The 25,628-nt window shown below is 68.7% G+C and carries 22 protein-coding genes and 1 tRNA gene; 7 read left to right on the top strand and 16 right to left on the bottom strand.

Features of this window, described 5'->3' with window-relative positions; translation table 11 throughout:
- The first annotated feature begins 493 nt into the window (after nucleotides 1-493).
- From KL771_RS27575 to KL771_RS27560, 4 genes are all read left to right on the top strand, one after another.
- Entirely contained in the window at nucleotides 494-1,432 is a 939-nt protein-coding gene (locus KL771_RS27575) for a hypothetical protein (protein WP_261971722.1), read from the top strand.
- A 274-nt stretch (nucleotides 1,433-1,706) separates the two neighbouring features.
- The gene (locus tag KL771_RS27570) at nucleotides 1,707-2,474 is read left to right on the top strand and encodes a TylF/MycF family methyltransferase (RefSeq protein WP_261971721.1); all 768 of its coding nucleotides are present in this window, start codon (nucleotides 1,707-1,709) and stop codon (nucleotides 2,472-2,474) included.
- A 14-nt stretch (nucleotides 2,475-2,488) separates the two neighbouring features.
- Nucleotides 2,489-3,376 (top strand): hypothetical protein, encoded by an 888-nt coding sequence (locus tag KL771_RS27565; RefSeq protein ID WP_261971720.1) that lies wholly within the window; start codon nucleotides 2,489-2,491, stop codon nucleotides 3,374-3,376.
- Entirely contained in the window at nucleotides 3,376-4,668 is a 1,293-nt protein-coding gene (locus KL771_RS27560) for a glycosyltransferase family 2 protein (protein WP_261971719.1), read from the top strand. The genes KL771_RS27565 and KL771_RS27560 overlap by 1 nt, the downstream gene beginning before the upstream one ends.
- A gap of 159 nt (nucleotides 4,669-4,827) precedes the next feature.
- Here KL771_RS27560 and KL771_RS27555 read toward each other — a convergent pair whose 3' ends face one another.
- The 3 genes from KL771_RS27555 to KL771_RS27545 form a co-directional block, all read right to left on the bottom strand.
- Nucleotides 4,828-5,979: an FAD-dependent oxidoreductase gene (locus KL771_RS27555; RefSeq protein WP_261971718.1), complete on the bottom strand. Its 1,152-nt coding sequence runs from the start codon at nucleotides 5,977-5,979 to the stop codon at nucleotides 4,828-4,830.
- A gap of 30 nt (nucleotides 5,980-6,009) precedes the next feature.
- Nucleotides 6,010-6,261 (bottom strand): hypothetical protein, encoded by a 252-nt coding sequence (locus KL771_RS27550; RefSeq protein ID WP_054360852.1) that lies wholly within the window; start codon nucleotides 6,259-6,261, stop codon nucleotides 6,010-6,012.
- A 243-nt stretch (nucleotides 6,262-6,504) separates the two neighbouring features.
- On the bottom strand, nucleotides 6,505-8,259 hold the full coding sequence (locus KL771_RS27545) for an AsmA-like C-terminal region-containing protein (protein WP_261971717.1): 1,755 nt from the start codon (nucleotides 8,257-8,259) through the stop codon (nucleotides 6,505-6,507).
- Between the two features lie 319 nt (nucleotides 8,260-8,578).
- On the opposite strand from KL771_RS27545, the gene KL771_RS27540 reads away from it, so the two are divergent.
- Nucleotides 8,579-10,561 (top strand): acetoacetate--CoA ligase, encoded by a 1,983-nt coding sequence (locus KL771_RS27540; protein ID WP_261971716.1) that lies wholly within the window; start codon nucleotides 8,579-8,581, stop codon nucleotides 10,559-10,561.
- A gap of 77 nt (nucleotides 10,562-10,638) precedes the next feature.
- On the opposite strand, the gene KL771_RS27535 is transcribed toward KL771_RS27540, so the two are convergent.
- The 7 genes from KL771_RS27535 to KL771_RS27505 form a co-directional block, all read right to left on the bottom strand.
- Nucleotides 10,639-11,517: an NAD(P)-dependent oxidoreductase gene (locus tag KL771_RS27535; RefSeq protein ID WP_390867881.1), complete on the bottom strand. Its 879-nt coding sequence runs from the start codon at nucleotides 11,515-11,517 to the stop codon at nucleotides 10,639-10,641.
- Between the two features lie 5 nt (nucleotides 11,518-11,522).
- The gene (locus KL771_RS27530) at nucleotides 11,523-12,782 is read right to left on the bottom strand and encodes a TRAP transporter large permease (RefSeq protein WP_261971714.1); all 1,260 of its coding nucleotides are present in this window, start codon (nucleotides 12,780-12,782) and stop codon (nucleotides 11,523-11,525) included.
- Nucleotides 12,779-13,309 carry a TRAP transporter small permease gene (locus KL771_RS27525; RefSeq protein WP_261971713.1) on the bottom strand — a complete coding sequence of 177 codons (531 nt, stop codon included), beginning with the start codon at nucleotides 13,307-13,309 and terminating at the stop codon, nucleotides 12,779-12,781. Before KL771_RS27525 ends, KL771_RS27530 begins: the two co-directional genes overlap by 4 nt.
- A 152-nt stretch (nucleotides 13,310-13,461) precedes the next feature.
- Entirely contained in the window at nucleotides 13,462-14,430 is a 969-nt protein-coding gene (locus KL771_RS27520) for a TRAP transporter substrate-binding protein (RefSeq protein ID WP_261971723.1), read from the bottom strand.
- Between the two features lie 183 nt (nucleotides 14,431-14,613).
- A complete protein-coding gene (locus tag KL771_RS27515; protein ID WP_261971712.1) occupies nucleotides 14,614-15,630 on the bottom strand; it encodes a transketolase family protein in 1,017 nt (338 codons plus the stop codon).
- Nucleotides 15,627-16,475, bottom strand: a complete 849-nt coding sequence (locus KL771_RS27510; protein WP_261971711.1) for a transketolase — start codon at nucleotides 16,473-16,475, stop codon at nucleotides 15,627-15,629. Before KL771_RS27510 ends, KL771_RS27515 begins: the two co-directional genes overlap by 4 nt.
- Entirely contained in the window at nucleotides 16,468-17,220 is a 753-nt protein-coding gene (locus KL771_RS27505; protein ID WP_261971710.1) for an SDR family NAD(P)-dependent oxidoreductase, read from the bottom strand. The genes KL771_RS27510 and KL771_RS27505 overlap by 8 nt, the downstream gene beginning before the upstream one ends.
- Before the next feature lie 217 nt (nucleotides 17,221-17,437).
- Here KL771_RS27505 and KL771_RS27500 point away from each other — a divergent pair, with 217 nt between their 5' ends.
- On the top strand, nucleotides 17,438-18,328 hold the full coding sequence (locus KL771_RS27500) for a LysR substrate-binding domain-containing protein (protein WP_261971709.1): 891 nt from the start codon (nucleotides 17,438-17,440) through the stop codon (nucleotides 18,326-18,328).
- Between the two features lie 213 nt (nucleotides 18,329-18,541).
- Here KL771_RS27500 and KL771_RS27495 read toward each other — a convergent pair.
- Together KL771_RS27495 and yacG are read right to left on the bottom strand one after the other, a co-directional pair.
- A tRNA-Phe gene (locus tag KL771_RS27495) sits at nucleotides 18,542-18,617 on the bottom strand.
- Nucleotides 18,618-18,850: 233 nt separating this feature from the next.
- A complete protein-coding gene (gene yacG / locus KL771_RS27490) occupies nucleotides 18,851-19,048 on the bottom strand; it encodes a DNA gyrase inhibitor YacG (protein WP_261971708.1) in 198 nt (65 codons plus the stop codon).
- Between the two features lie 437 nt (nucleotides 19,049-19,485).
- Here yacG and KL771_RS27485 point away from each other — a divergent pair, with 437 nt between their 5' ends.
- Entirely contained in the window at nucleotides 19,486-20,031 is a 546-nt protein-coding gene (locus KL771_RS27485; protein ID WP_261971707.1) for a hypothetical protein, read from the top strand.
- Between the two features lie 80 nt (nucleotides 20,032-20,111).
- Here the strand turns inward: KL771_RS27485 and KL771_RS27480 are convergent, their stop codons facing one another.
- From KL771_RS27480 to KL771_RS27465, 4 genes are all read right to left on the bottom strand, one after another.
- Nucleotides 20,112-20,753 carry a Maf-like protein gene (locus KL771_RS27480; RefSeq protein ID WP_261971706.1) on the bottom strand — a complete coding sequence of 214 codons (642 nt, stop codon included), beginning with the start codon at nucleotides 20,751-20,753 and terminating at the stop codon, nucleotides 20,112-20,114.
- A 277-nt stretch (nucleotides 20,754-21,030) separates the two neighbouring features.
- A complete protein-coding gene (infA, locus tag KL771_RS27475) occupies nucleotides 21,031-21,249 on the bottom strand; it encodes a translation initiation factor IF-1 (RefSeq protein WP_054360874.1) in 219 nt (72 codons plus the stop codon).
- 357 nt (nucleotides 21,250-21,606) lie between these two features.
- On the bottom strand, nucleotides 21,607-24,609 hold the full coding sequence (locus KL771_RS27470; RefSeq protein ID WP_261971705.1) for a caspase family protein: 3,003 nt from the start codon (nucleotides 24,607-24,609) through the stop codon (nucleotides 21,607-21,609).
- Nucleotides 24,610-24,797: 188 nt separating this feature from the next.
- Nucleotides 24,798-25,628, bottom strand: an 831-nt coding sequence (locus KL771_RS27465) for a caspase family protein (RefSeq protein ID WP_261971704.1), incomplete at its 5' end; no start/stop codon positions are given.

Here is a 25,628-nt window from a genome sequence, read left to right as displayed (position 1 = left end):
AGCTCGTCAGGCTCATAACCTGAAGGTCGTCAGTTCAAATCTGGCCCCCGCAACCAAGCCATATCAAACGCCCCGTGCCCAAACGCACGGGGCGTTTTGGCGTCTCAAGGACCCGGCGCACGACAGAGCCGGCGACAAGACCGCTTCAGTTCCAACCCGATGGCTGGGTGCGGTCGCCGGGCGGAGCCTGCGGAGGCCGTCAGCTGCATCGGCGCCGGCCATCCCGGCGGCGGCATCGACGATATTGCGCCATCGGCCGGTCCGGGGTGGAGGGGCCTCAGTGACGTCACCTGAAGACGACGGCTGCCATGACGGAGTGACACTGCCGGCCAATCCGGAGGCCGTTCACCACTTACCTTACTGCAAACGCTCCCGCTCGACGGCAACCCTTGACATGGCTCGATCTCCTCTCCTCCGTACGCCAGCCGCGTCAAATGTCTTGACGGCGAACGGGGCCGGCGGGGGCGCGGCGCTCCTCGGGCGCTTCAGGGACATGGTCCAGATGCGTGGTTGGATTCAGGGAAGACTGATCGCGATCGATACCGCGATGCTGATGCTGCTCGCGCATCATTTCCCCCTTTCGCTCGGGCGTGGCTGGGCCACGGTTCGCGGCGTCATTCATGCCGCCCTCGGCTATGATTGGCTGTCGGTCGGAACGGGCCGCTATGTGGTTCGCCCCATGACGTGGCGATCCTTGCGCCGTCTGGCGCCGGGCGAGCCGCCATGGCGCCGGCTGATCTGGCTCGTCCAGCGGTATATCCATTTTTCGCACGCGGAATGGGAGGGGCTGGCCCTGCCTCGCCTGCTGGACAGCCTGCCGCCGCCTCCCGCCTCGGGCGAGACGGCGGACCGGCACCCTGCGAGCCGGCGCGGCACGATTCACTTCATGTTTCACTATGGTTCGCTCTATCCCGTGGTGGCTTGGCTGGCGCAGAGCGGAAACACGACGAATTGGATAACCTCGGATTTATACAATCGAATACCTGGCCTCTCTCCATGGATAGGCAAAATGCATGATAATATAAATCAGAACCTTTCCTTGGTTGCGAATGGCGGGGAAGTCATCTTCAACAACAGGAACGTCAGGGAATTTTACAGGAAACTGCGCGCCGGCGAGGATGTCGTGATCGTCGTCGATCGAACGGTGGCCAGCGGGCCGGCGATCATGATCGATCTTCCCGGTCCATGCCGGGTGCCGCTGGCGCGGGGGGCCTGGGCGGCGCTGCGTGCAACGCGCTCCGACTGGACGGTGACGGCCTGTGAATATCGGGGCGGACGCTTTCACATCTTCCATGAGCGGTCGAGCGAGGGGCAAGACGGCAGTCTGCCCGATCTGCGCCTCATCAGCCGTCTGATCGCGCAGACGCCGCAGCGCTGGTGGGCCTGCCATGTGCTGGATTTCGTCCCTTCCGGGGGGGCGGAATCGGGGTAATGTCCGGTTGTGTCGCGGCTTGGCGGTTCGACGACATGGCGGGCCGCCCGCACATCAGTCTGGGCGGTTCTGCCCCTAACGGGTTCGCAATGCGGTCCAGGAAGAACCTCAAGCAGCACCGAATCGCGTGACCGATGAGAGCGGGATGAGGCAAGGTCGGCGGGCGCCTGATCTCGCCCACTCCCGGATTTGTCTCGCTTGTAGCTGTCGGCACAATTGACTAATGGCATCCTCGTTCGGCGTGGATGGTCTACCCGACGAGAGAGGGGCACTCATGGACCGCGACGAAGGCAACCTGCTCGGCTTCACCCGCGCCTTGAGCGAGAGCGAGCGGGCTGCACGTTATGAATTGACCGGCCTGTTCAATGGCTCGCCGATCCCGGAAAATGAGCGCCTCGACAATCTCGGCCTGCATATGGATCACCTGGCCCTGGGACGCGCGCTGTTCATGGATCATCTGTACCGGCTGATCCTCGGCATGCCCGGCGTGATCATGGAGCTTGGCTGCCGCTGGGGGCAAAACCTGTCGTTTTTCTTGAATCTCCGTACCCTTTACGAACCGACCCATTATTCTCGCAAGATTATCGGCTTCGATACCTTTAACGGCTTCGTCGACGTGGCGGCCGAGGATGGCGACAGTGTCTATGCACGCCCGGGCAATGTGCGGACAACGCGCGGCTACGATGCCTATCTCGAACGCGTGCTCGCCGCGCGTGAAGCCATGGCGCCGCTGTCGCACAAGCGCAAATTCGAAATCGTCACCGGCGACGTACGGGAAACCCTGCCGCGATATTTGACGGCTCACCCGGAAACGATCGTTGCCCTGGCCTATTTCGACATGGATCTGTTCAGCCCGACGCGTGATGCCCTGGTGGCGCTCAGGCCCCGGCTCGCCCGCGGCAGCGTCGTGGTCCTAGACGAGATCAACGATGCCGGCTTTCCCGGTGAGACGACGGCCCTGCGCGAGGTCTTCGGGCTGAACGGGCTGGCTCTGCGCCGGGTTCCCTTCCTCAACGGCCCCGGCTATTTCGTGGTCGAATAGGGAAGAGCAGACGAATGTCGCGCGTTCATATCGCAGTGTTCGACCGCACGCCGCAATGGACGATCATGAAGGAGGATATCTATACGAGCCTTCTTCATTGGCTCGCCCAAATCGGACATGTGGTGACGATCGAACCCCGCTCGTTTGAGCGCAATGCCATCAATATCATCATCGGGCTGCAGTATCTGACCCCTGAGGAGCTCGACGACATCGCGAATTCTCCTTACGAATACGGGGTCTTCGATGTCGAGTACATCGCCTCCGGCATGGTCAATTTCAAGCCGGAGACATCCTGGATTTTCGCCGATCGCGCGCGGCCATTCCTGGATCGCTGTCGCTTCTTCCTGTCGTATTTCGACGAAAGCGTGCGCCTCATGGCGCATTTGGGGGTCTTTTCCCGGCGGATCATGCCCGGTTACGTGAAGTTCTTCGAACCGGACAGTATGATCGACGAAGGCGACAAGACGATCGATGTCTATTTCTTCGGCAATGTCGATGCGCATCGCGCCGCCCTTCTGCGGCGGATCGAACGAGCGGTGCCGGTCCTGGTGCAAACCCCCTCGCAGGTCACGCCGCTGTTTCTGCGCAATGCCCGGGCGGCACGGGCAAAAATCGTCCTCAGCCTGGGCCGGGCGGCGCCCTTCACCCATATCGGCCCCATGAGGCTGGTGGAGATGGCGCACTTGCGCAGCTTCGTGCTGTCCGAAAGGCCCGCGCGGACCCAACCGGAGCTCGATGGGCTGTGCGCCTATTGGACGGCGGACGAGGATCCGGGCGAGGTGGCCCGGGCCTGGCTGTTCGCCCCCGAACGCCGCCGTGCCCTGGCCGAGGCGGCCTTCGAACGGGTCAAGGCCTTCGATCCCTTGACGCCCCTGGCCGAGGCATTGGAGCCGGTACGGTGATGACGGAGCCCTCGGGACTGCGCGTCGCAGCCATCATGATGATCCGCGACGAAGGCGATATCATCGAGGCGAATATCCGGCATCACCTCCGCCTGGGGGTCGATCATTTCGTGATCCTGGATCACGGTTCGGCCGACGAGACGGCGGATATCCTGCGCGCCCTGACCGACGAGGGGCTGCCGCTCACGGTTCTTACCTATGGCCGCGACGCAGAGATCGAGCTGCCGCATTGGTATGCTGCCCTGTTCGCCGAGGTGCGTGCGCGGGGCGCCGATATCGTCCTGCAAATCGACGGTGACGAGTTCTGGCATCTGACCACCGGCAGCTTCGCCACGCTCGACTGGAGCGAGCCGGTCATCACCGCGCCGCGCTACAACATGTTCGCGCCCCGCGCGGCGCTCGGGTCTCAGGACAGCGCGCCGATGACCCATGTCTATCGTGCCCGGCGGCCCTTTCACCCCGACGAGTATCGCAGCCGGGTGCTCCGGGGCGATCGCGAGTTCACGCTCGACCATTCGATCCACATGGTCCGGCTCGAACCCAAGGTCGTGTTCCGTCTCAAGGACATGGGCGAGATCATGATTGCCGGCCACGGCATCATTTCCCATTCCGGGCAGAAGCTGCGCCCGCGGCCGGATGGATCGGCGACGGTTTTTCACTACCCGCTGCGCAGCTTCGAGCAGTATGCCAAGAAGGTCGCCGCCTTTGGAGCCGTCTTCGAACGCCATCCCGAGCTCGATCGCTCCACGTCGTGGCAGACGCGCTACCTCTGGGAACTCGGTGGAGGCGATGCACTGGAACGCTCGTTTCTGGACTGCTTTCCGGACGAGGCGGACCTGCGCCGTTTGCTCGATTGTGGCGTGCTGGTCCGCGATACTCGGATGGCGCGCGCTCTCGCCGACGGCCCCGGCACGCTCGATGGCGAGCTTGATCGCCTGGTCGCGACGGCCGACAGCGTGGTCATGGACCTGATCGAGGAACACTCCGCCGAAAAGCGCAGAGCAGCCCGGATGGAGGCCGAGCGGCAGCAGGCGGCGAGCGAGCGGGATGGTCTGGCGGAGGAGCGGCGCAGGCTGGCCGACGCGTTGAGCCAGGCGACCCGGGATCGCGACACGCTCGCCGCCGAACAGGAACGCCTGACGGCCGCGCTGGCCGAGGCCTCGGCGGACCGTGACGTCCTCACTGCCCGATGCGCCGCCTTGTCCGCCGAACTGGAGCAGATCCAACGCCGGTCGGCCCGGCGATGGCCCGCGCGATTGTCCGCGTGGTTGCGCCGCGGAGGGGCGGCCTGAACCTCCTTCGCCGCCGACAGGCGGGCGATGCCGTCAATCCGGCCTCAAGGGCCAGGGTCCCGGCCGGACGGGATGAGGGCGAGGGCGACCCGAGCGATGACGAACCGCGGAGGGGCGATCGGGCGCCCGTCAAAGTCGGGCTCGCCGGGCATATGCCTGCTACGGCATGAAGGTCCGCAGGAAGCGGCGGTCGATGCGGTCCTTCCAGGCCCAGACCCAGCGACCCTCGAAGGCCGGCCAGGGTCCGCGACCGCCGACCGCCCGGCCGTCGCCGGTCGCGATCAGGACGAGGAACCGGTGCTGCGGACGATAGGCCCGCAACGGGGTTCCGTGCGCCAGCGCGATCAGGTTCTCGGCCAGGATCGGGCCCTGGCGGACGGCGAAGACGCCGGCCTTCTCGCGCGGACTTGCCACCATGGCGGCGCAGTCGCCGGCGGCGAGGATGGCCGGATCGGTCAGGCTCTGCAGCGTCGGACCGACCGCGATGCTGCCGTCGGGCGCCAGGGCGAGCCCGGTCGCGGCCAGCCATGCGGGCGCCCGTGCCTTGGTCGAGACCAGCACCGCGTCGGCGGCGATCGAGGCGCCGGCCGCCGTCACGACACGGTCGGGTTCGATCGCCACCACGCGCGCATCGCCGTGCACGGCGATCCCGCGCGTGGCGAGGGCGCGCGCGACGCGTCGGCGGATGCCGGCACTGAGCGTCGGGACGAGACGTGCGCCGGTGACCAGGGCGAAGGCGAAGCCATCCGGGTCTCGGCCGGCGGCGGCTGCATCGGCGCGCAACCGGCTGTAAAGGGCAAGGATCAGTTCGATGCCGGCCGCCCCGCCGCCGACCACGACGATCCGGCGCCGGCCGCCGGCGCGGGCGGCCTCGGCGCGCAGGGTCTCCAGCCGGTCCAGGAAGCCGCCGATCGGCTTGACCGCCACGGCATGCCGGTCTGCGCCGGCCATCTCCGAGAGATCGGGCGTGATTCCGACGTCGATCGACAGGAGATCGTAGGCGACCGGCGGGTGGCCTTGGAGATGGACCCTACGCGCCGCACGATCGATGCCGTCCGCTGCGGCATGGATCAGGCGGGTGCCGGTCGCGGCCGCCAGCCGGACGAGGTCGATATGGATCTCGTCGCGCCGGTAGAGGCCTGCGACAAGGCCGGGCAGCATGCCCGAATAGGGCGTGTCGAGATCGCGCGCGATCAGCGTCACGGGGATCCCGGACCGGTGCGCCGCAGCCATCCGGGTCATCACCTGGACATGGGCATGGCCGCCGCCGACCAATACGATTCCGGGTCTGCGAGCGCCGGGCTCACTCATGGGCGGCCGCCTGCGCCATCCCGGGACAGGTCACTCGTAGCCGCGCGGGGGGCGGAGCAGGTTGCTCAGCAGCCAATAGGGGATGACGAACAGAGCGCCGAGGAACATGCGCGGCATGGCCCAGTCGATGCCCCGGAGCACCAGCGTGGCCGCCTCTTCCGGCGTCAGGTTGACATGGGAGAGCAGCATGGCGGTCGAAATGTTGAAATAGGCCAGCACCACCCCGGTCGCCAGCGAAGCGACGGCGATCTTCAGGAGCGAGGCGACGAAACGGACGAGCATGTCACGACCGGGGATGGCGCAAGGGATGCACGGGCCGGCCCCGCCTGGCCATCGGCCGGACGGCGGAACCGGCATCGCGCTGGAACGCCGAACAGAAATGCCACGGATCCGGTTACGAAATCGAAAAGCCATCGATGCGGGCTGTCGGCGCGATCGGCCCGGCCGGCCGCGACCGTACCGGTATGGTCGGATCGATGTATGGTCCGGTCGATGTATGGTCCGGTCGAGGCTATGGGCGCCGTGTCAGCGGGCCTCGAAGCTGCCGAACGGGGTCTCTGCCTTGACCACGGCGGTGATCGGGTCGGCGAAGGTGCCGCCGATGCGGATCGGGATCTCGAGTTTGCGCGCCTCGGCGGTGCGCGGCTCGCCGGCCCGGTCCGGCATGGTCATGCGGCCGCGCAGGGAGAGCAGGCCGCTCGCCAGCGACGCCTCGCCGGTGATCCGGGCGGACAGCATCGGGCCGTCCGCATCCAGCCGCCCGATGCGCAGGGCATGACCGGTCAGGCCGGCCTCCAACACGACGCGTGAAAAGGTCGGCGCCCGCGCCGCGACCGGGTTCGAGAAGGCGATCGGCAGGAATCGCGCGCCGGAGGCGACGGCATCGACCGCCGCAACGACCAGATTGCGCGCCTCCGCCCCGATGCGGCCTTCGAGCCCGCCGAGCAGCCCGCCCAGGGTCCGGCCGTTGGCCGCGCCCTCGAAGGAGACGGCGAGGTCGCCGTCCTGGATGCCGTTCAAGCCGAAGGCCCGTGCCACGCCGGAGGCGGCGAGGCCGGAGCCGGCAAAGCGGCCGGTGGCACGATAGCCGTCGCCGCGCGGCTCGCCGCGCAGCACCGCCCGGAGCGAGCCGCCGAAGGCCGCGGCATCGGCGATCTCGGCGTCGAGGCGGCCGTCCTTGACCAGCAGGGTCGCGGCGACCTTTTCCAGGCCGCCTGTCGTCCCGAACCGCACCTGGGAAGCCGAAAGGCGCAGGTCCAGATCCGCCCGTCCGAGTGCGGCGGCATCGATTCCGGTCTGGCGCCATTGCCCGTCGGCGAGGGCGGTGCGGTAGCGTCCGAGTTCGAGCTGGTCCCAGGCCAGCGTCGCGCGCACTTGCGGACGTGGGGCGTCGAGGCGGACCGAGACGACGCCGTCGGCGGCATTGCCGTCGAGCTTCAGCCGCGCATCCGCCACGGTCGCCGCATAGCCGAGCGAACGCAGGCGGCCCGACAGGGCGAAGTCGCGCAGCAGCGGGCTGGATGCGATCGATCCGCCGAGCCAGGCTGCGGCGCGGCCGAGATCGGCAGCGGCGACTTCGAGCACGCCGTCGAGCTGCAGCGTGTCGGCGATCAGGCCCTTGCCGTCGAAGGCGACGCGCAGCGCGCGGCTGGTCAGCGATCCGGCCATCTGGCCGCTCTCGCCCTCGGCGAGGGCCCGCGGACCCTGGCCTTGCAGCACAAGGGCGACGGTCTCGCCGCGCCAACGGAAATTCGCCTCCACGCTCGCTCCGCCGCGCAGCCGCGGCCAGACGAAGGAGGCCGACAGGCCATCGAAACTCTCGCTGCGCCCGGTCGCCGGGTCGTCGACCTGCACCCGCCCGTCGTCGATCGTCACGCGCCCGGGTTCCAGGGCGGCGAGCGCCGCCCGGTTCGGCACCAGCGCCTCGCCGGACAGGCTCCGCTCAAGCCGGAGGACCGGCGAACGCAGCCCGATTTCCGCGATACTGATTCGGCCGGCCAGGAGCGGCAGGATGTCGAGACGGACGACCAGCGTCTTCATCTCGGCGATCGGCTCCGCGCGTCCGGACATCATCACGCGCGGTGCCTCGAAGCGGACCTTCAGCGTCGGGATCACGGAAACGTCCGGCGTACCGAGGATTTCGACCGGGCCGCCGATCATCTTGGCCAGGCTGCCGGCCAGTTCGGCGCGCACGAGCTCGGTCGGGACCATTTGCCGGGCCGCCACGAGGCTCAGCGCAAATCCGCCGCAGAAGGCCAAGCCGAACAGGAGTTTCTTCATCCGTCCTCGAACCTGTCTGAGGCGAGAGACCGGGACCACCCGAGACGCCGACACGCGCTGTCGATAGCGGATGGAGTCTGCCCGAAGCAAGCCCGCATGGCAAATCGCCCTGGCTCGCCCGCCTCGGTCGCTGCCCAAAACGGGGCGGGGGCTCGGCCTCGAGTCGTGCGGGGGGGCAGCTAACGTTATGATTTCGCGACCTGATCGCCCAAGAAATCGAGCGACCGCTGCAAGCATATTTTGACCGCGCGGTCGGCTGCCTTTATGCCAGGAGTGCGGTGCGGCAGGATGGGACGCATTGCCGAAGGGGAGATGACGAATGACCGCCTTGGAGTCCGCCGCAACGCACGAGCCGCGCCCCCTGTGGATGCCCGATCCGGCCGAGGTGGCCGCCAGCGCCTTCGCGGCCTTCGCGGCCGAGGCCGGGCGGCGGGCCGGCACCACCTTCGCGGATTTCGATGCCTTGCATGCCTGGTCGATCGCCGATCGGGAGGCTTTCTGGGACCTGGTCTGGGATTTCGGCGGCGTCATCGGCGAGAAGGGCGAACGGCGTCTCGTCGACGGCGACAGGATGCCGGGCGCGCAGTTCTTCCCCGATGCACGTCTGAACTTCGCCGAGAACCTGCTGCGCCGGTCCGACGACACGACGGCGATCGTCTATCGCGCCGAGGACAGGCGCGAAGGCCGGATGAGCTGGCGCGAGCTCAACGCCCTGGTCTCCCGCCTGCAGCAGGCGCTGGAGGCGGAAGGGGTGGCGGTCGGCGACCGGGTGTGCGCCATGCTGCCGAACGGGCCGGAGGCCGTCGCCTCAATGCTGGCTGTCGCCTCGCTCGGCGCGGTCTGGTCGTCCTGCTCGCCGGATTTCGGCGAGCGCGGCGTGCTCGACCGCTTCGGCCAGATCGAGCCGAAGGTGTTCATCACGTGCGACGGCTATTGGTATGGCGGCAAGACGATCGATGTCGCCGACAAGGTCGCCGCCGTCGCCGGCCAGTTGCCGACGGCCGGCAAGGTGGTGATCGTCGCCCATCTGGGGACCGCCGACGCGCTCGCCGCCCGGCTGCCGAACGGCGTCACCTTCGCGGCCTTCACGGCCGGCTTCGACGCCAAGCCGCCGCGCTTCGTGCGCGTCGCCTTCAACCAGCCGCTCTATATCCTGTTCTCGTCCGGCACCACGGGCGTGCCGAAATGCATCGTCCACGGCGTCGGCGGCACGCTGCTGCAGCATCTGAAGGAGCACAAGCTGCATGCCGGCGTGAAGCCGGGCGATCGGGTCTTCTATTTCACCACCCTCGGTTGGATGATGTGGAACTGGCTCGTCTCGGCGCTGGCCGCGGAGGCGACGCTGATCCTGTTCGACGGTTCGCCCTTCGCGCCGACCCCGCTGGTGCTCTGGGACATGGCGGCCGCCGAGCGGGTGACGCTGTTCGGCACCTCGGCGAAATATATCGACTCGATCGCCAAGGAAGGCCTGCGTCCGCGCGACACGCACGACCTTTCGGCCTTGAGGATGATCTGCTCGACCGGTTCGCCGCTGGCGCCGGAAAGCTTCGGCTATGTCTACGAGGCGATCAAGCCGACCGTGCATCTCGCCTCGATCTCGGGGGGCACCGATATCGTCTCCTGCTTCGTGCTCGGCATTCCCGACAAGCCGGTCTGGAAGGGCGAGATCCAGGGGCCGGGCCTCGGCCTCGCGGTCGATGTCTATGACGATGCCGGCCGGCCGGTGCGCGGCGAGAAGGGCGAACTGGTCTGCGCCAAGGCCTTCCCGTGCATGCCGGTGATGTTCTGGAACGATCCGGGCGGCGCCAAGTATCGCGCGGCCTATTTCGAGCGCTTCCCGAATGTCTGGTGCCACGGCGATTTCGCCGAATGGACCGAACATGGCGGCATGATCATTCACGGCCGCTCGGACGCGACCCTCAATCCCGGCGGCGTGCGCATCGGCACGGCCGAGATCTATGCCCAGGTCGAGCAGATCCCCGAGGTCATCGAGGCCTTGGCGATCGGACAGGACTGGGACGGCGATGTGCGCATCGTGCTGTTCGTGCGGCTGAAGGCCGGCGCCACGCTGGACGAGGCCCTGACCGGCCGGATCAAGGCTAAGATCCGCACCGGCGCCTCGCCGCGCCATGTCCCGGCCCGGATCGTGGCGGTCGCCGACATCCCGCGCACCAAATCCGGCAAGATCGTCGAACTGGCCGTGCGCGAGGTCGTCCACGGCCGCCCGGTCAAGAATGTCGAGGCCCTGGCCAACCCGGACGCGCTCGCGCTCTTCGCCGGGATCGAGGACCTGGCGCGCTGACGCAAAAAGCCGGGCGCTGTCGGCCGCATGGCGGTCGCGACAGCGCCCGGCCCGGTTCGATCCGGACCGCCTGGCCGTCAGGCCTTCAGGGTCGGGAAGACGTGCACCACTTGGCTGTCGTCCTCCAGGCCATGACCGGCTTCTGACGAGGCGACGAACAGCCTGTGGGCGGTGGCGGCCAGCGGCGTGGCGGCGCCGGCATCCTGGCCGGCGGCCAGCACGATGCCGAGATCCTTGACGAAGATGTCGACCGCGCTGGTCACTTCGGGGTTGTCGCGGATCATGCGCGGGCCGCGATCGGTCAGCATCCAGCTCATCGCCGCCGAGCCGGACATGATGTCGAGCACCACGGCCGGATCGACGCCGACCGACTTGGCCAGCGCCAGCGCCTCGCCGGCGGCGGCCAGATGCACGCCGCACAGGAGCTGGTTGATCGCCTTCACGGTGGCGCCCTGGCCGGCCGTCTCGCCGACATGGCGCAGGCGGCTGCCCATGGCGAGCAGCAGCGCGCGGTTCTGCGCGAACAGGTCGGCCGGCGCGGCCGCCATGATGGTCAGCGTGCCGGCCTTGGCGCCGGCGACGCCGCCGGAGACCGGGGCATCGACGAAGCGACGGCCGGCCGCCTCGACGCGCGCGGCCAGAGCGGCGGCCGCCCCGGGCGGGCAGGTCGCCATCAGGATCACGCTGGCCCCGGCCGGCAGGGCCTCGAGCGCACCGTCGGCGAACAGCACGGTCTCGGCCTGCGCGGCATTGACGACCATCAGCACCAGCGCATCGGCGCCGGCCGCGGCCTCCGCCGCACTCGCCGTCGCCCGCCCGCCTTCCGCCACCAGCGGCGCGGCGGCCTCCGCACGCCGGTCGTAGCCGACGACCGCGAAACCGGCCCGGGCCAGATTGACGGCCATCGGGCCGCCCATGGAGCCGAGGCCGACGAAACCAATGCGCTGTCCGGTCATGTCACTCACTTCAGGGTCAAGGCGGGAACGTAGGAGTAAAGGGCCAGGATGATCAGTGCGGCAAGATAGAAGGGGGCCAGTTCCTTCGCGGTCCGGATGATGCCGGTGCGTGCGATCGAGGCCGAGATGAACAGGGTCGTGCCGACCGGCGGGGTATAGAGCCCGATCGCCAGATTGAGCACCATGATCACGCCGAGCTGGGTCAGGTCGAGGCCGATCACCTTGGCGAGCGGTACGAAGATCGGCCCGAGCAGCAGGATGGCGGCCGGAAGGTCGATGAACATGCCGGCGACCAGCATGATCAGGTTCATGGCGACGATGATCAGCCATGGGCTCTTCAGCGTCTCCAACGCCCAGGCGGCGAAGACCTGCGGTGCCTGGACATAGGTCATGATCCAGCCGATCACCGCCGAGGACATGATCACCAGCATCACGACGCCGGTGGCGACGCCGGCCGAGACGATCGCGCCGTAGACCCGCGCCCAGGTCAGGTCGCGATAGATGAACAGGCCCGCGCCGAGCGAATAGAACACGGCGAGCACCGAGACCTCGGTCGGCGTGGCGATGCCGAAGCGCAGGAAGACCAGGATGAAGACCGGCATGGCCAGCGCCGGGAGTGCCGCCAGCAGCAGCGTGCGGAAGCGATCCCACTCGAACGGCACCTTGGAGAGCGGAAAGCCGCGCAGCCGCGCCGAGATGTTGTTCACGGCCACGAAGGCGGCGGTCAGCATCAGGCCCGGCAGGACGCCGGCGAAGAACAGGGCGCTGACCGAGACGTCGGAGACCAGCGAGTAGAGGATCATCGGGATCGAGGGCGGGATCAGGATCGCGATGGTCGAGGCGGCGGCATTGTTGGCGGCGCAATAGGCCGCCGGATAGCCGGACTGCTTCTGCCACGGGATCAACATGCCGCCGATCGCGGTCGCGTCCGCCACCGCCGAGCCCGAGACGCCGCCGAACACGGCCGAGCCGACGACGCTGGTCGAGGCGAGGCCGCCGCGATAGCGCTGCACCAGGATGGTGGCGAATTCGATCATGCTGCGGCCGAGGGCGCCGCTCATCATCAGGCTGCCGGCCAGGATGAAGAAGGGCAGGGCCAGCATCGGGAAGGATTGCGTCTGCTGGAACATCTGCTGGATGACGATCATCAGCGGCAGTGCGTCGCTGGACAGGATCGCGGCGGCGGAGGCCGCGACCAGGACATGGCCGACCGGGATGGCCAGGAACATCAGCCCGAAGAAGACGGCGATCAGAACGACGATCATGTCACGCTCTCCTCGGGATCGAATTCGGGGGCGGCCTCGGCGCCGTGGGCGACGACGCGAACGGCGATGGCGAGCGACGCCCACATGGTGCCGGCCATGCCGAACAGCAGCGAGTAGAAACCGATCGAACGGGGCAGGCGCAGAAGCGGGGTGTGTTCGTCGGCGGTGATCCCGGCGATCTCGATCACCGGTCCGATCAGCAGCGCATAGGTGGCGAAGACCACCATGTTGACGAAGACGATGGCGGCGACCTTGCCGCGCGGGCCGAGCTTGCCGGAATAGAAGTCGACCGCGATATGAGCGCTGCGCTGGACGCCGAGCACGATGCCGGCGGCGATCAGCCAGGGAAACAGCAGTTCGGGGATCTCGCCGACCTCGTTGATGCCGCCGCTTTCGAACAGGTAGCGGGCAACGACATTGGCGCCGATCACGGCGAGCAGGCCGAGCATGGTCACGACGACGATGCCGCGACACAGCCGCCCGAGCCATGCATCCACCCAGTCGGTGGCCTTGGCCAAAGCAATCATGGGAAAACCCTCGACGGGGAATGAGGAGGCCGCCGCCCGCCTGTCCGGCCGGGAGGCGGCCGGGTCGGCATCGGCGCGGCGGCCCGTCCGATCGGAGGAGGGCGCCCCGCGCCGGTTTCGGACCGGGCCGGGGCGCTTCGCAGCGTGGCGGCTTAGCCGACCGCCTTGACCAGCTGCTCGACGAAGTCGCCGAAGGGCTTCTTCTTCCAGATGTCGACCACCGAGGCGGAGGCCTTGCGGAAGGCGGCCTTGTCGGCGTCGTTCATCTTGATCGCCGGATTGGCCTTGAACTCGGTGAAGAGCTTGGCCTCGCCGTCGGCCAGCATCTGGCGCTGCAGCGCGCCGGCTTCGGCCGCGGCGGCCTTGATCACGTCGCGATCGGCAGGCGTGAGCCGGTTCCAGGTGATCGCCGACATCAGGAAGGGGGAGGATTCCCACTTGTGCCCGGTGATCGAGATGAAGGGATTGACCTCGTAGAGCTTCGAGGAGGCGATGTTGGTGAGCGGGTTCTCCTGCCCGTCGACCACGCCCTGCTGCAGCGCCACGTAGAGCTCGCCGAAGCTGATCTGCTGCGTGGCGGCGCCGAGCGCCTGGAAGATGTCGATGGTCATCGGATCCGGCGGGGTGCGGATCTTGAGGCCCTTCAGGTCTTCCGGCACGCCGATCGGGCGCTTGGAATTGGAGATGTTGCGGATGCCGTTGTCCCAGTAGCCGAGCGGCACCATGCCGACCTTGGCGAAGCGCTGGGCGAGCACGTCGCCGAACGGGCCGTCGAGCAGCTTGAAGGCGTCGGCCGAGCTGGAGAACAGGAATGGCAGGCCGAGCGCGGCGATTTCCGGCACCAGCGCCGAGGTCGAACCCTGGCTGTTGACGGTCATATCGACCGCGCCGGTGCGCAGGCTGGTCAGGAGCGAGGCCTCGTTGCCGAGCTGCTCGGACGGGGCGACGCGCACTTCGACGCGGCCGCCGGTCTTCTCCTTGACGAGTTCGGCGAATTTCAGCGACGCGATCTGGCGCGGGTTGGTCGGGGCGGCATTGTGGCCGAGCGAGAGCGTCGTCGCCGCGGCGGCGCCGCGCGGCAGGACGAGGATCGCCGGGGCGGCGACGCCGGCGGCGAGCATGAAGCGGCGCCGGGACAGGCGGCTGTCGATGAGCTTGGTCATGGTTTCCTCCAGATGGCTTTTTTGGATGGAAGGGTTCGGCTCTTGCGGCCGATTGCGCCGGCGCTCCCGCTGGCGGTGGTGTCTTGGCGGCTGGTGACGATCCGGCCGGTATTCGGACCTGGGACCGCCGGCACCCGGCGCTCAGCCGAGTGCGGCCTTGACGCGCGCCGTGACGGCGTCGACCGAGATGCCGTAGCGGTCATGCAGGGTCGGCAGCGCGCCGGCATCCAGGAAGGCGTCCGGCAGGCCGATATGGTGCCAGGCGGCAGGCTGGATGCGGTGACGCAGCAGCGTCGCGGCGACCGCCTCGCCGAGACCGCCGATCACCGTGTGGTTCTCCATCACGAAGACCGGCCGACCCGACTTCGCCGCGGCAGCCGCGATGGCCGCCTCGTCGAGCGGCTTGATGGTCGGCACATGCAGGATCGCCGCCTCGATGCGGTCGGCCTTGAGCTTTTCGGCGACCTCGTGGGCCCGCATGGTCATCAGCCCGGAGGTGATGAACAGCGCATCGGCGCCATCGCGCAGCAGCTTCGCCTTGCCGAGTTCGAAGCTGTAGCCGTATTCGTCGAGCACCAGCGGCACCTGGCCGCGCAGGAGCCGCATGTAGACCGGCCCCTTGTGGTCGGCGATCGCCGGCACGATCTGCTCGATCTCATGCGCGTCGCAAGGATCGATCACGACCATATTGGGCATCGCCCGCATCAGCGCCAGGTCCTCGGCGGCCTGATGGCTCGGGCCGTAGCCGGAGGTCAGGCCCGGCAGGGCGACGACGATCTTCACGTCGCGGTTTTCCTCCGCGATCGTCTGGTGGATGAAATCGTAGGCGCGCCGGGTGGCGAAGACCGCATAGGTGGTGGCGAAGGGCGTGAAGCCTTCCGCGGCCAGACCGGAGGCGGCGCCGAACAGGACCTGCTCGGCCATGCCCATCTGGTAGGAGCGGTCCGGGAATTCCTTCGAGAAGATGTGCAGGTCGGTATACTTGCCGAGATCGGCGGTCATGCCGACGATGCCGGGCCGCGTGCGGGCGGCCTCGACCAGCGCATGGCCGAACGGGGCGGGCTTGGTGCGCTGCCCTTCGCCGGCGATCGAGGCGATCATGGCGGAGGTGGTCAGGCGCGGCTTGGCGGAGGCGGCGGGAGTGGGGCTGGCGGTCATGCGGGCCTCCCGGCATCGAGCGCGTCGAGCGCCAGGCGCCATTCATGCGCCTCGACGCGGATGAAGTGGTTCTTCTCGCGCTGCTCCAGGAACGGCACGCCCTTGCCCATCAGGGTATCGGCGACGATCATGCGCGGCTTGCCGGCGGGCGCTGCCAGGGCGGCGTCGAAGGCGTCGCGGACCGCATCCAGGTCGTTGCCGTCGATGCGCCGGACCCACCAGCCGAAGGCCTCCAGCTTGTCGACCAGCGGCTCGAAGGCCGTCACCTGGGTCGAGGGGCCGTCGGCCTGCATGTTGTTCACGTCGACGACGGCGATCATGTTGTCGAGCCCGAACTGGGCGGCGGCCATGATCGCCTCCCAGACCGAGCCCTCGCCGAGTTCGCCGTCGGAGAACAGCGTGTAGACGCGGCTGTCGGAGCCCTTGCGCTTCAGCCCGAGGGCGCGGCCGACCGCGATCGACAGGCCGAGGCCGAGCGAGCCGCCGGACATTTCCATGCCGGGCGTATAGGAGGCCATGCCGGACATCGGCAGCCGGCTGTCGTCGGAGCCGTAGCTCTCCAGTTCGTCCTCGGGAACGATGCCGGCCTCGATCAGCGCCGCATAGAGCGCGATGGCGTAGTGGCCGTTGGAGAGCAGGAAGCGGTCGCGGCCCTCCCAGTCCGGATCCTCGGCGCGCCAGCGCATGGCGTGGAAATAGGCGACCGCCAGCACGTCGGCGATGTCGAGCGCCTGGGCGATGTAGCCCTGGCCCTGGACCTCGCCCATCAGCACCGCGTTGCGGCGGATGCGGTAGGCGCGGTCGGCGAGCGAGGTGTTGGGCAGGAGGGGCGCGGCCTCAGCCATGGATCAGCATGCCCCCGTTCACGTCGATCACCGCGCCGGTGACATAGGCCGACAGATCTGAGGCGAGGAACAGGTAGCAGCCGGCCACGTCGGAGGCCTCGCCGAGACGGGCGAGCGGGATGCCCTTGGCGATCTCGACCCGCATCTCGTCGGTCAGCTTGCCGCCGGTGATGTCGGTCTGGATCAGGCCGGGGGTGACGCAGTTGACCCGGATGCCGTCGGGCCCCAGTTCGCGCGCCATCGCCTTGGCGAGGCCGAGCACGCCGGCCTTGGCGGCGGAGTAGTGCGGGCCGCCGAAGATGCCGCCGCCGCGCTGCGCGGAGACCGAGGACATGCAGGCGATCGAACCCTGCTTGCGCTCGCGCATATGCGGGATGAAGGCCTGCGACAGGAACAGGACGCCCTTGGTGTTGATGTCGAGGATGCGGTCCCAGCTCGCCTCGTCGATTTCCATGATCTTCACCGGCTGGGTGACGCCGGCATTGTTGATCAGGATGTCGACATGACCGAAGGCGGCCAGAACGGCGGCCGCGGCCGCGTCGCAGGACGCCTTGTCGGCCACGTCGCAGCCGATGCCGATATGGCCGGCGCCGAGTTCGGCGGCCGCGGTGGCGGCCGCGGCGGCGTCGATGTCGAGGATGGCGACGCGGGCGCCGTGGGCGGCGAACAGTTTCGCCGTCGCCAATCCGATGCCGCGGCGGCTGGCGGCGCCGGAGATGACGGCTGTACGGCCTTCGAGAAGCATGGCGGTCCTGCCCTGATCTTGGTTTCTTGGTCGGCCGGGATTGAACGGAATTCATCCCCCTCTGGCAAATGGCGATAATTCAGCCCCTGTTGAATCCAATTCACCCATGGCGCCGGAAGAGCGAAATATCGCACTGCACAACGGCTTCCGGCGTCAAATCGGGGTCTTCGGCGGCGCCCTCTGGCCAGCGCCGCGTGAATTTGATTGACTGCAGTTCATGTTGTCGAGCGTCTCCCTGCCGGGCCTCCGGGTCTTCGAGACCGTCGCGCGGCGCGGCTCGTTCAAGGCCGCGGCGGCGGAACTGAACCTGTCGGCCAGTGCGGTCAGCCACGCCATCACCAATCTGGAACGGGCGATGGGGGTTGCCCTGTTCGAGCGCGAGGCGCGGCCGGTCCGGCTGACGGTCAGCGGCGAAGTCTTCATGCGCCATGTCGCGGCCGCCTTCGACGAGTTGCGGCGCGGGCTCGAAGTGGTGGCCGCGCAGCAAGGCCGACAGGTGCTGCGGCTGCATTCCGCGCCGTCTTTCGCTTCGACCTGGCTGTCGCCGCGCCTGCCGCGCTTCCTCAGCGAGCATCCGGGGATCGAAGTGCGCCTGTCGGCGAGCACCGAATACTGCCGCTTCGACGCGGACGATTTCGACGCCGACATCGTCTACGGCCCGGTCCGGGCCGCCGGGGTCGAGGCGATTCCGGTCGCCGAGGAGACGGTGACGCCACTCTGCGCACCGGCCCTGGCGGCGCGCATCGCGGCGCCGGCCGATCTTGCCGGCGTCAACCTGATCCTCAGCGACAACAAGCAGGTGCGCTGGCCGCACTGGTTCGAGGCGAACGGGCTCCGCATCGCGGCGCAGCACTCGATTCGCTTCGATCGCAGTTCGCTGGCGCTCGCCGCCGCCGCCGACGGGCTTGGCGTGGCGCTGGAATCGACGCTGCTGGCCGAGCGCGACATCGCCGCCGGCCGGCTGGTCGCCCCGCTTGCCGGGCGCAGTGCCGACCTCACCTATGTCGGCCACCATCTGGTTTTTCCGCGCGAGACCCGGCACCGCCGCGTGGTGCGCAGCTTCATCGAGTGGCTGCACCGGGAGGTGTCCGGCCGGCAGGGCGGTTAACGCTCTGGCGCCCCGTTTCGGCCACCGCCGCGGGCGCGCCTGCCGGCATGCGGGAAGCGGCCGGCCCGGTCCGGCCGATCGGCCTTGACGGAAGCCGGAAGCCGCACGAGCGCTCGCAGCCCGCACCTTCTGTCCCGCCGATTTCAAGGGAATCGGCAGGTGAGACGAAGATCGATTCTAAGCTTTTGAAGGCAAACGATAAATTGGGAGTGATGGTGCCCAGGGACGGAGTCGAACCGCCGACACGCGGATTTTCAATCCGCTGCTCTACCAGCTGAGCTACCTGGGCTCCGTGGCCAGGACCGTGGCGGTCCGGACCGGAAGTGGCGGGGTTATAGTGGGTGGGCGGGGGGCTTGTCCAGAGCCTTGGTGCAGATAGTTGGGACTTGATCCGGCTTTCGAAATCCAGCGGCCGGCGGCGCCGTATAGGGGACGATGGCGGCCGGCCCTGCGCGGTCCGCGGTCGTGGAACCGGCTGCGGATCGGCGCGGGTTCCGCCGTCGGCTTCGGCGCGATCCGCGCTCAGCGGGTGGCGGGCGGGTCGTCGAATTCGTCGTCGGCAGGATCGGCGGCCGGAATGGCATAGACGCCGGAGAGCCAGCGGTTCAGGTCGACCTTGCGGCAGCGATCGGAACAAAAGGGATGATGGGCCGCCAGCGACATGCGCGAGCAGATCGGACAGGGGCGTGCTGTGTGGCGGGGCGGTGCGGAGGTGCTCATGTCGGTCTCGGTGCGTTTCGCCATTTGGCGCGGCGGATCGGTCGGGTCTCTGAAAATCACGGCCCGGCGGCACGTTCAAGACAGGGATGCGAACCGGCGACGGGCGGGGGCGGGGTGGTGGACGCGCAGAACGGCTATTCGGCACGGTGTCGCCGCCGGAACCGCAACGCCTGCCGGGCGGGACGGCGGAGCCGCGGCGCGGTCCGACGCGCGCCCGAACGGCGGCGATACGGCCCTCCATGGGGCGGCCGGCGGAGGGAATGGCATCGGTCGGATAGGGCCGCAACGGAACGGGCCGTTCTGATCGAGGCCTTTTCGAGGAACGGCCTGCGGACGGGCCGGGCACGGCCGGCGCAGACGACGAGCAACTGGGAGGCATGAGAACGATGGGCAGGATTGGGGGGCGTGCGGCGAGTCGGGGCCGGGCGGGCGTTGCGATGGCGGTGCTGCTGGCGGCCGGGGCGGCGGGATTGGGGGCTGAAACCGCCGGCGCGCAGCAGTTCCGGCGCACCGTACCGGGGAGCGGCGGCTGCGTGCTGCAATGTTCCAATGAGCGGCTGACGGCCGGGCGCCTCGATGACTATTCGGTGCGCCGGTCGCTCAATGCCTGCCGCGACCAATGCGAGGGCGAGATCAAGAGCCGCTTCTCGACGGGCGGGCAGGATGCCGCCGGCTATGCCGACTGCCCCGAGACGGCGTTGACGGAGGCCGAACTCGGCGAACTTCGCGCGGCGAGCGGGCCGCCGCTGGTGATGCTGTCGAGCTTCGTCTGGGAGGTGCGCAATGTGCTGTCGGGCCGCATCCTGCGGCGGATGGAGGTGCGTCATCAGGTGCCGACGCTGAACGAGGTGGTCAGCAGCACGCGCGGCTTCGTCCCGCCCGGCGAGACCGGCGGCTTCGTCATCGCCGAACTCGGCGACGTGACGCCGCAACTCGGCCAGACGGTGCGGATCGTGCGCGTCATGGCCTGCACGCTGAAGTGACCGGCGCGGGGCGGCAGAGCCCGACGCGCCGGGTCCTTTGCCGGATCGCCCCGGCCGGGCGCGCCGGCCGGCACCGGTGCTCAGGCGGAGGCGACGATCGGCGACGACCAGCCGGCGCGCACCGGGTAGCCGGCGGCCTCCAAGAGGCCGACGGTCTCGGAAAGCGGCAGGCCGACGATGGTCGTGTAGGAGCCGACGATCTTGACCACGAAGCTGCCGGCGATGCCCTGCACCGCATAGGCACCGGCCTTGCCGCGCCATTCGCCGCAGGCCACGTAGGCGTCGATCTCGTCGGCCGACAGCCGCTTGAAGCGGACGCGCGCCTCGACCAGGCGTGCGCGGGCGGAGAGCTTGTCGGATCCCAGCGCGACGCCGGTCCAGACCCGGTGCGAACGGCCGGACAGCAGGCGCAGGCAGGCGACGGCCTCGTCGATCGTCTCGGCCTTGGGCAGGATGCGCCGGCCGACAGCCACCACTGTGTCGGCGGCCAGCACCAGACTGCCGGCGAGATCGGGATCCTGCTTCGTCCAGGCGATACCGGCGGCGACCTTCTCGGCGGCGAGCCGGGTCGCGAGCGAGCGCGGCAGTTCGGATTTCTTCGGCGTCTCGTCGAGGTCGGTCGGCTTCAGGACATCCGGCTCGATGCCGACCTGCTGCAGAAGCCCGAGGCGGCGCGGCGAGGCGGAGGCGAGAACGAGCTTCGGGCGAACGGCGTCGGGCATGGCGAGGGTCCGGACAGGCGCCCGAGGGCGGAATGGTACCCGAAGATGGGCTGGCGCCCGAGGGCGAGACGGCACCCGGAGACGGGCCGGGCCCGATCGCGGGGGAGACCCGATGGCGGGCCGGAGACCGATGGCGGGCTGAACCCGACGGCGGGCCGGAACCCGTTCGCGGGCGGGGGCCCGTTGGCGGGTAGGAGCCCGGAGGCTGCGCATCCCGAGGGCGGTCGAGGGAACGCCGGACGGGGCCGGCGCGGAGCCGCTTTCGGCTCCCGGCCGGTCACTTGAAGCGGTAGGTGATGCGGCCCTTGGTGAGGTCGTAAGGCGTCATCTCGACCAACACCTTGTCGCCCGCCAGAACGCGGATGCGGTTCTTGCGCATGCGGCCGGCGGTGTGCGCGATGATCTCGTGATCGTTCTCCAGCTTCACGCGGAAGGTCGCGTTCGGCAGGAGCTCGGTGACGAGCGCGGGAAATTCCAGGATTTCTTCCTTGGTCATGAGTCTTCCGGGTCAGGGGAAATGAATGCGCGGAAACTACCGGATCGGCGCGCAAAAGGAAACCGGGAACGTAGCTGTGCGAATCCGGACCTCGCGCAGGTTTGCGCGGGCGCGGCTTCCGGCACCGGTTCGCCTCCCGCGGGGAGGCGCGATGGCAGGAGTGTAGCGCAATCGCGCGGCGGCAAAAGCGCATTCTGGCGGCGGCCAGGCGCATCGGCTTGCTGGCAGCGATGGCGCCGGCAAGGGCCCCGACTGGCGCCCGCGGCCCCAGAGCGCCAGCGGCGCAGGCACCTCCCGAAACGACAACGCCGCGCCCTCCCTTGAGGCCGCGGCGCCGGTCGTTCGGTCGATCCGTCGTCAACGCTTCTGGATGGCGATGGAGAAGTCCGGGATGGTGCCGGGCTTGGACATGACGGGATGCTGGCGGCCGTCGGTCAGGACCTTGACGCGCTCGGCGACGTAGACATCGAGCTCGGAGAGGGTGATGACGCCGTTCTTCAGGAGGTCGGCCTTGCCCTCGGCAATGCCCTCGATGACCGCCTTGGTGAAGGCGCCGTTGCCCCAGGCGGCGTTCTCGATCGACAGTTCCTTGCCGGTCGAGGAGCCGAACACGACGACGCCGTTCTCGCTCGCCGCCAGTTCGTTGACGACGCCGTTGATGTCGACGGAACCGCGGGTCTTGTCGGCGGAGACGCCGGCGGCATGGCAGGCGTCGAGGAACAGCACGGCCTTGCCGGCGAGCCGGCTCAGCGTCGAGCGGATGTCCTCCTTGTTGATGCCGCGGCTCCTGAGCTTGGAGATCGAGGCGTCGACGGGCAGGAACCAGAAGGCGCCGGCATTGTCGAGATAACCGTGTCCGGCCAGGAAGATCATGCCGATGTCGCGGCTGGTGACCTGCTTCTCGAGCCATTCCAGGCCCTCGACGATGCCGTCGCGGGTGGCGTCGCCGTCGATCAGGGAGCGGACCACCACGTCGCCGTAGATGCCGCCCTTCTGGGCCAGCATGGCCTTGGCGAAGTCGGAGGCGTCCTTGCCGGGCAGGCCGAGGGGCTCGACGGAGGAATCCTGGTACTTGGCGACGCCGACGGCGAGGACGTAGAGCTTGGGCTTGAGGAGGGCGGCGGGGTCCTGCTTCTGGCCCGCATAGGCGAGCTTGACGCGGGCCGGCTCGCTGGTCTTGTCGCCGGCGCGGGCGATCAGGGAGACCTCCACGTCGCGCTGCGGCAGGTTGACGGTGATGCGGCCCTTGCCGGTGTCGATCGGCTTGCCGTCGGTGCGGGCGATGCCGCGAGTGGCATCGCCGGCGCGGCCGTCGATCAGCACGTCGATGCCGGTGACCGGCAGGCCGGAGGGCGAGCGCAGCTCGTATTCGAGGGTCAGTTCCTGGCCGGTGAAGTTGCTGCCGCCGGCCGGCGGCACGACGGTGATGACCGGCGGCAGCTGGGTCTCGATGGAGACGGCGGTGTCGGGCTTGCGCTTGGCGACCGCGTTGGCGGCGACGACGGCCTGGTCCTCGTCGAGGGTGTCGAGCACCTTGGCGACCACGTCGGGCCGGTTGAAGCGATCGCGGAAGCGGGCGGCGGGGAAGAAGTCGGCGAGCTGGTTCCAGCCGCGGTTGACGTGCCAGCCAATCAGGTCCTCGCCGCCGGCCGAGGCCGTGTAGTAGCCCGTCGGCGTCCAGGCGACCCAGCGCCGCGTCGGCACGTCGATGAACAGCGCCAGGAGTTCCTTGCCGTCGGACCAGCGGTACCAGCGCAGGGTCCCGTCGGCATGGGCGGCGACCATGATGCGGCCTTCCTGGGCCATGTTCACGCCCCAGGTCGTGGCCGGCACCTGCTGACGCCAGCGCAAGGTTCCCTTGGCGTCATAGGCGCGCAGTGCCCAGCCGGTCCCGAGCGCGAAGCCCGAGCGGTCGGGCCGGACCGCCAGCGACCGGGCGCGTTCGTAGCTGTCGAGTTCCAGCTTCTTGCCGCCGATGCTGGTCTCGTATTCGTCCTCCCACTTCTCCACCTTCAGGCCGGTGATGTCGGCGGTCAGGTGCGTGGGGATCTTGTTCGGCGCGTCGGCGATGCCGCCGGCATCGAGATCGAACAGGACCGGATTGGTGTCCGAATAGCCGAGCCCGAAGCGCACGCTGCGGCCGTCCGGCGACACCGTGAAGGCGTCGCGCAGCTTGTTGCGCGCGTCCATGCCGCGCTGCATCTGCAGGACCGAGACCTTGCCGTCGGCCGCGATGGTGCCGAAGGTCGGATCGGCGGCCATGTAGGCGATCTTGTCGCCGCAGGTCTTCAGATCGAGAATGGTGCCGGCCTGGACCGACCGGTCGGTGCCGACCTTGCGGCCGTCCGGGCCGAGCGCACGGAAGATTTTCGGATTGCCGGTGCGGCCTGCGGTCATGACGAAGCGACCATCGGACGACCAGGCCGCGGTATAGAGGGTGCCGGACTTGATATCGCCGATGTCGGCCTTGGCGAGCGGCTGCAATGTCGCCGCGTCGAGCATCGAGAAGCCGACCGTCTCGTCATAGCCGACGGCGAGACGGCGCCCGGTCGGGTCGATCGCCAGCATGGCGGGTTGCGGGCCGTCCGGCGCCTTGATCTTGTGGGTCCGCTTCATGGCGGCGTCGTAGCGGCGGATGAAACCGTCGGAGCTGGTCGCGTAAAGCGTGCCGGCGGCGTCGAACAGGACGCCGTAGGTGTCGTCCTTGTAGTCCTTGTCGGCCATCAGTTCGCGGCCGGTGGCCACGTCGAGCACGCGGATGCCGTTGTCGCGCCCCAGGCCGGCGACGATGCGGCGACTGTCGCGCGAGAAGGCCAGGCTGTCGATGACGTTGTCGAAATCGCCGATCCGGCGCATCGTCCGCGCCACCCGGTCGAACAGGTAGATGCCGTAGCGCTGGCCCTTGTCGCGGGCGGCGTCCCAGCCGCCGGCGGCGACATAGCGCCCGTCGGCGCTGAGCGCCGTTGCGTAGATCTTGCCGAAATTGCCGGCCCCGACGGGCAGGCGCAGGGTTTCGATCGGCCGGCCGTCCGGCATCGACCAAAGCCGGACGGTCTTGTCGGCGGCACCGGTGGCCAGCACCGTGCAGGCAGCGTCGACGCCGATCGGGCCGGGCAGGCCGGAATGCATGCCGGTCTCGATGCGCAGGACCGGTTCCTGGTCCGGGCACGACCCGACGGCACGCGTGAGTGCCTCGTTGCGCCGGCCGTCGATCGCGCCGGTGTAGCAGCCGGCATCGGTCAGCCGGCGCTGCAGGGCGGAGATCTCCTCCGGCGCGTAGCTGGCGAGGTCGCGGGCGCCAGCCGGCGCGGCGGCCGTCAGCGCCCCGAGCGCGACGGTGATCCAGAATCGCCTCAACATGCGATATCCCTCCTGCGCTTCGCATCGCGACAGGCGCCCGGACATGGCGGGCGTCGCGACGGGCCCGTTCCGGGCCTTTGGGCTTCGAGGATGGGGCGGACCGGCCGCCCGGGTTCACTGCGGAGTTCCAGATGCTTCCGCACGGCGCCGCGAGCCATTGAGGCCGCGGCGCCGGTGATCGATTGGGGTCAACGCTTCTGAATGGCGATGGAGAAGTCCGGGATGGTGCCGGGCTTGGACATGACGGGATGCTGGCGGCCGTCGGTCAGGACCTTGACGCGCTCGGCGACGTAGACATCGAGTTCGGACAGCGTGATGACGCCGTTCTTCAGGAGGTCGGCCTTGCCCTCGGCAATGCCCTCGATGACCGCCTTGGTGAAGGCGCCGTTGCCCCAGGCGGCGTTCTCGATCGACAGTTCCTTGCCGGTCGAAGAGCCGAACACGACGACGCCGTTCTCGCTCGCCGCCAGTTCGTTGACGACGCCGTTGATGTCGACGGAACCGCGGGTCTTGTCGGCGGAGACGCCGGCGGCATGGCAGGCGTCGAGGAACAGCACGGCCTTGCCGGCGAGCCGGCTCAGCGTCGAGCGGATGTCCTCCTTGTTGATGCCGCGGCTGCGGAGCTTGGAGATCGAGGCGTCGACGGGCAGGAACCAGAAGGCGCCGGCATTGTCGAGATAGCCGTGGCCGGCCAGGAAGATCATGCCGATGTCGCGGCTGGTGACCTGCTTCTCGAGCCATTCCAGGCCCTCGACGATGCCGTCGCGGGTGGCGTCGCCGTCGATCAGGGAGCGGACCACGACATCGCCGTAGATGCCGCCCTTCTGGGCCAGCATGGCCTTGGCGAAGTCGGAGGCGTCCTTGCCGGGCAGGCCGAGGGGCTCGACGGAGGAATCCTGGTACTTGGCGACGCCGACGGCGAGCACGTAGAGCTTGGGCTTCAGGAGGGCGGCGGGGTCCTGCTTCTGGCCCGCATAGGCGAGCTTGACGCGGGCCGGCTCGCTGGTCTTGTCGCCGGC

The organism is Prosthecodimorpha staleyi (assembly GCF_018729455.1).
In the GTDB taxonomy this organism is placed as follows: domain Bacteria; phylum Pseudomonadota; class Alphaproteobacteria; order Rhizobiales; family Ancalomicrobiaceae; genus Prosthecodimorpha; species Prosthecodimorpha staleyi.
The sequence above is the reverse complement of the archived record's forward strand: the minus strand, read 5'-3'. Positions and strand labels throughout refer to the sequence as shown.

Excerpts from the sequence above, each read along its gene's own strand:
- KL771_RS27575 (WP_261971722.1), top strand. The coding sequence starts at position 494 with ATGGTCCAGATGCGTGGTTGGATTCAGGGAAGACTGATCGCGATCGAT.
- KL771_RS27570 (WP_261971721.1), top strand. The coding sequence starts at position 1,707 with ATGGACCGCGACGAAGGCAACCTGCTCGGCTTCACCCGCGCCTTGAGC.
- KL771_RS27565 (WP_261971720.1), top strand. The coding sequence starts at position 2,489 with ATGTCGCGCGTTCATATCGCAGTGTTCGACCGCACGCCGCAATGGACG.
- KL771_RS27560 (WP_261971719.1), top strand. The coding sequence starts at position 3,376 with ATGACGGAGCCCTCGGGACTGCGCGTCGCAGCCATCATGATGATCCGC.
- KL771_RS27555 (WP_261971718.1), bottom strand. The coding sequence starts at position 5,979 with ATGAGTGAGCCCGGCGCTCGCAGACCCGGAATCGTATTGGTCGGCGGC.
- KL771_RS27550 (WP_054360852.1), bottom strand. The coding sequence starts at position 6,261 with ATGCTCGTCCGTTTCGTCGCCTCGCTCCTGAAGATCGCCGTCGCTTCG.
- KL771_RS27545 (WP_261971717.1), bottom strand. The coding sequence starts at position 8,259 with ATGAAGAAACTCCTGTTCGGCTTGGCCTTCTGCGGCGGATTTGCGCTG.
- KL771_RS27540 (WP_261971716.1), top strand. The coding sequence starts at position 8,579 with ATGACCGCCTTGGAGTCCGCCGCAACGCACGAGCCGCGCCCCCTGTGG.
- KL771_RS27535 (WP_390867881.1), bottom strand. The coding sequence starts at position 11,517 with ATGACCGGACAGCGCATTGGTTTCGTCGGCCTCGGCTCCATGGGCGGC.
- KL771_RS27530 (WP_261971714.1), bottom strand. The coding sequence starts at position 12,782 with ATGATCGTCGTTCTGATCGCCGTCTTCTTCGGGCTGATGTTCCTGGCC.
- KL771_RS27525 (WP_261971713.1), bottom strand. The coding sequence starts at position 13,309 with ATGATTGCTTTGGCCAAGGCCACCGACTGGGTGGATGCATGGCTCGGG.
- KL771_RS27520 (WP_261971723.1), bottom strand. The coding sequence starts at position 14,430 with ATGCTCGCCGCCGGCGTCGCCGCCCCGGCGATCCTCGTCCTGCCGCGC.
- KL771_RS27515 (WP_261971712.1), bottom strand. The coding sequence starts at position 15,630 with ATGACCGCCAGCCCCACTCCCGCCGCCTCCGCCAAGCCGCGCCTGACC.
- KL771_RS27510 (WP_261971711.1), bottom strand. The coding sequence starts at position 16,475 with ATGGCTGAGGCCGCGCCCCTCCTGCCCAACACCTCGCTCGCCGACCGC.
- KL771_RS27505 (WP_261971710.1), bottom strand. The coding sequence starts at position 17,220 with ATGCTTCTCGAAGGCCGTACAGCCGTCATCTCCGGCGCCGCCAGCCGC.
- KL771_RS27500 (WP_261971709.1), top strand. The coding sequence starts at position 17,438 with ATGTTGTCGAGCGTCTCCCTGCCGGGCCTCCGGGTCTTCGAGACCGTC.
- yacG (WP_261971708.1), bottom strand. The coding sequence starts at position 19,048 with ATGAGCACCTCCGCACCGCCCCGCCACACAGCACGCCCCTGTCCGATC.
- KL771_RS27485 (WP_261971707.1), top strand. The coding sequence starts at position 19,486 with ATGGCGGTGCTGCTGGCGGCCGGGGCGGCGGGATTGGGGGCTGAAACC.
- KL771_RS27480 (WP_261971706.1), bottom strand. The coding sequence starts at position 20,753 with ATGCCCGACGCCGTTCGCCCGAAGCTCGTTCTCGCCTCCGCCTCGCCG.
- infA (WP_054360874.1), bottom strand. The coding sequence starts at position 21,249 with ATGACCAAGGAAGAAATCCTGGAATTTCCCGCGCTCGTCACCGAGCTC.
- KL771_RS27470 (WP_261971705.1), bottom strand. The coding sequence starts at position 24,609 with ATGTTGAGGCGATTCTGGATCACCGTCGCGCTCGGGGCGCTGACGGCC.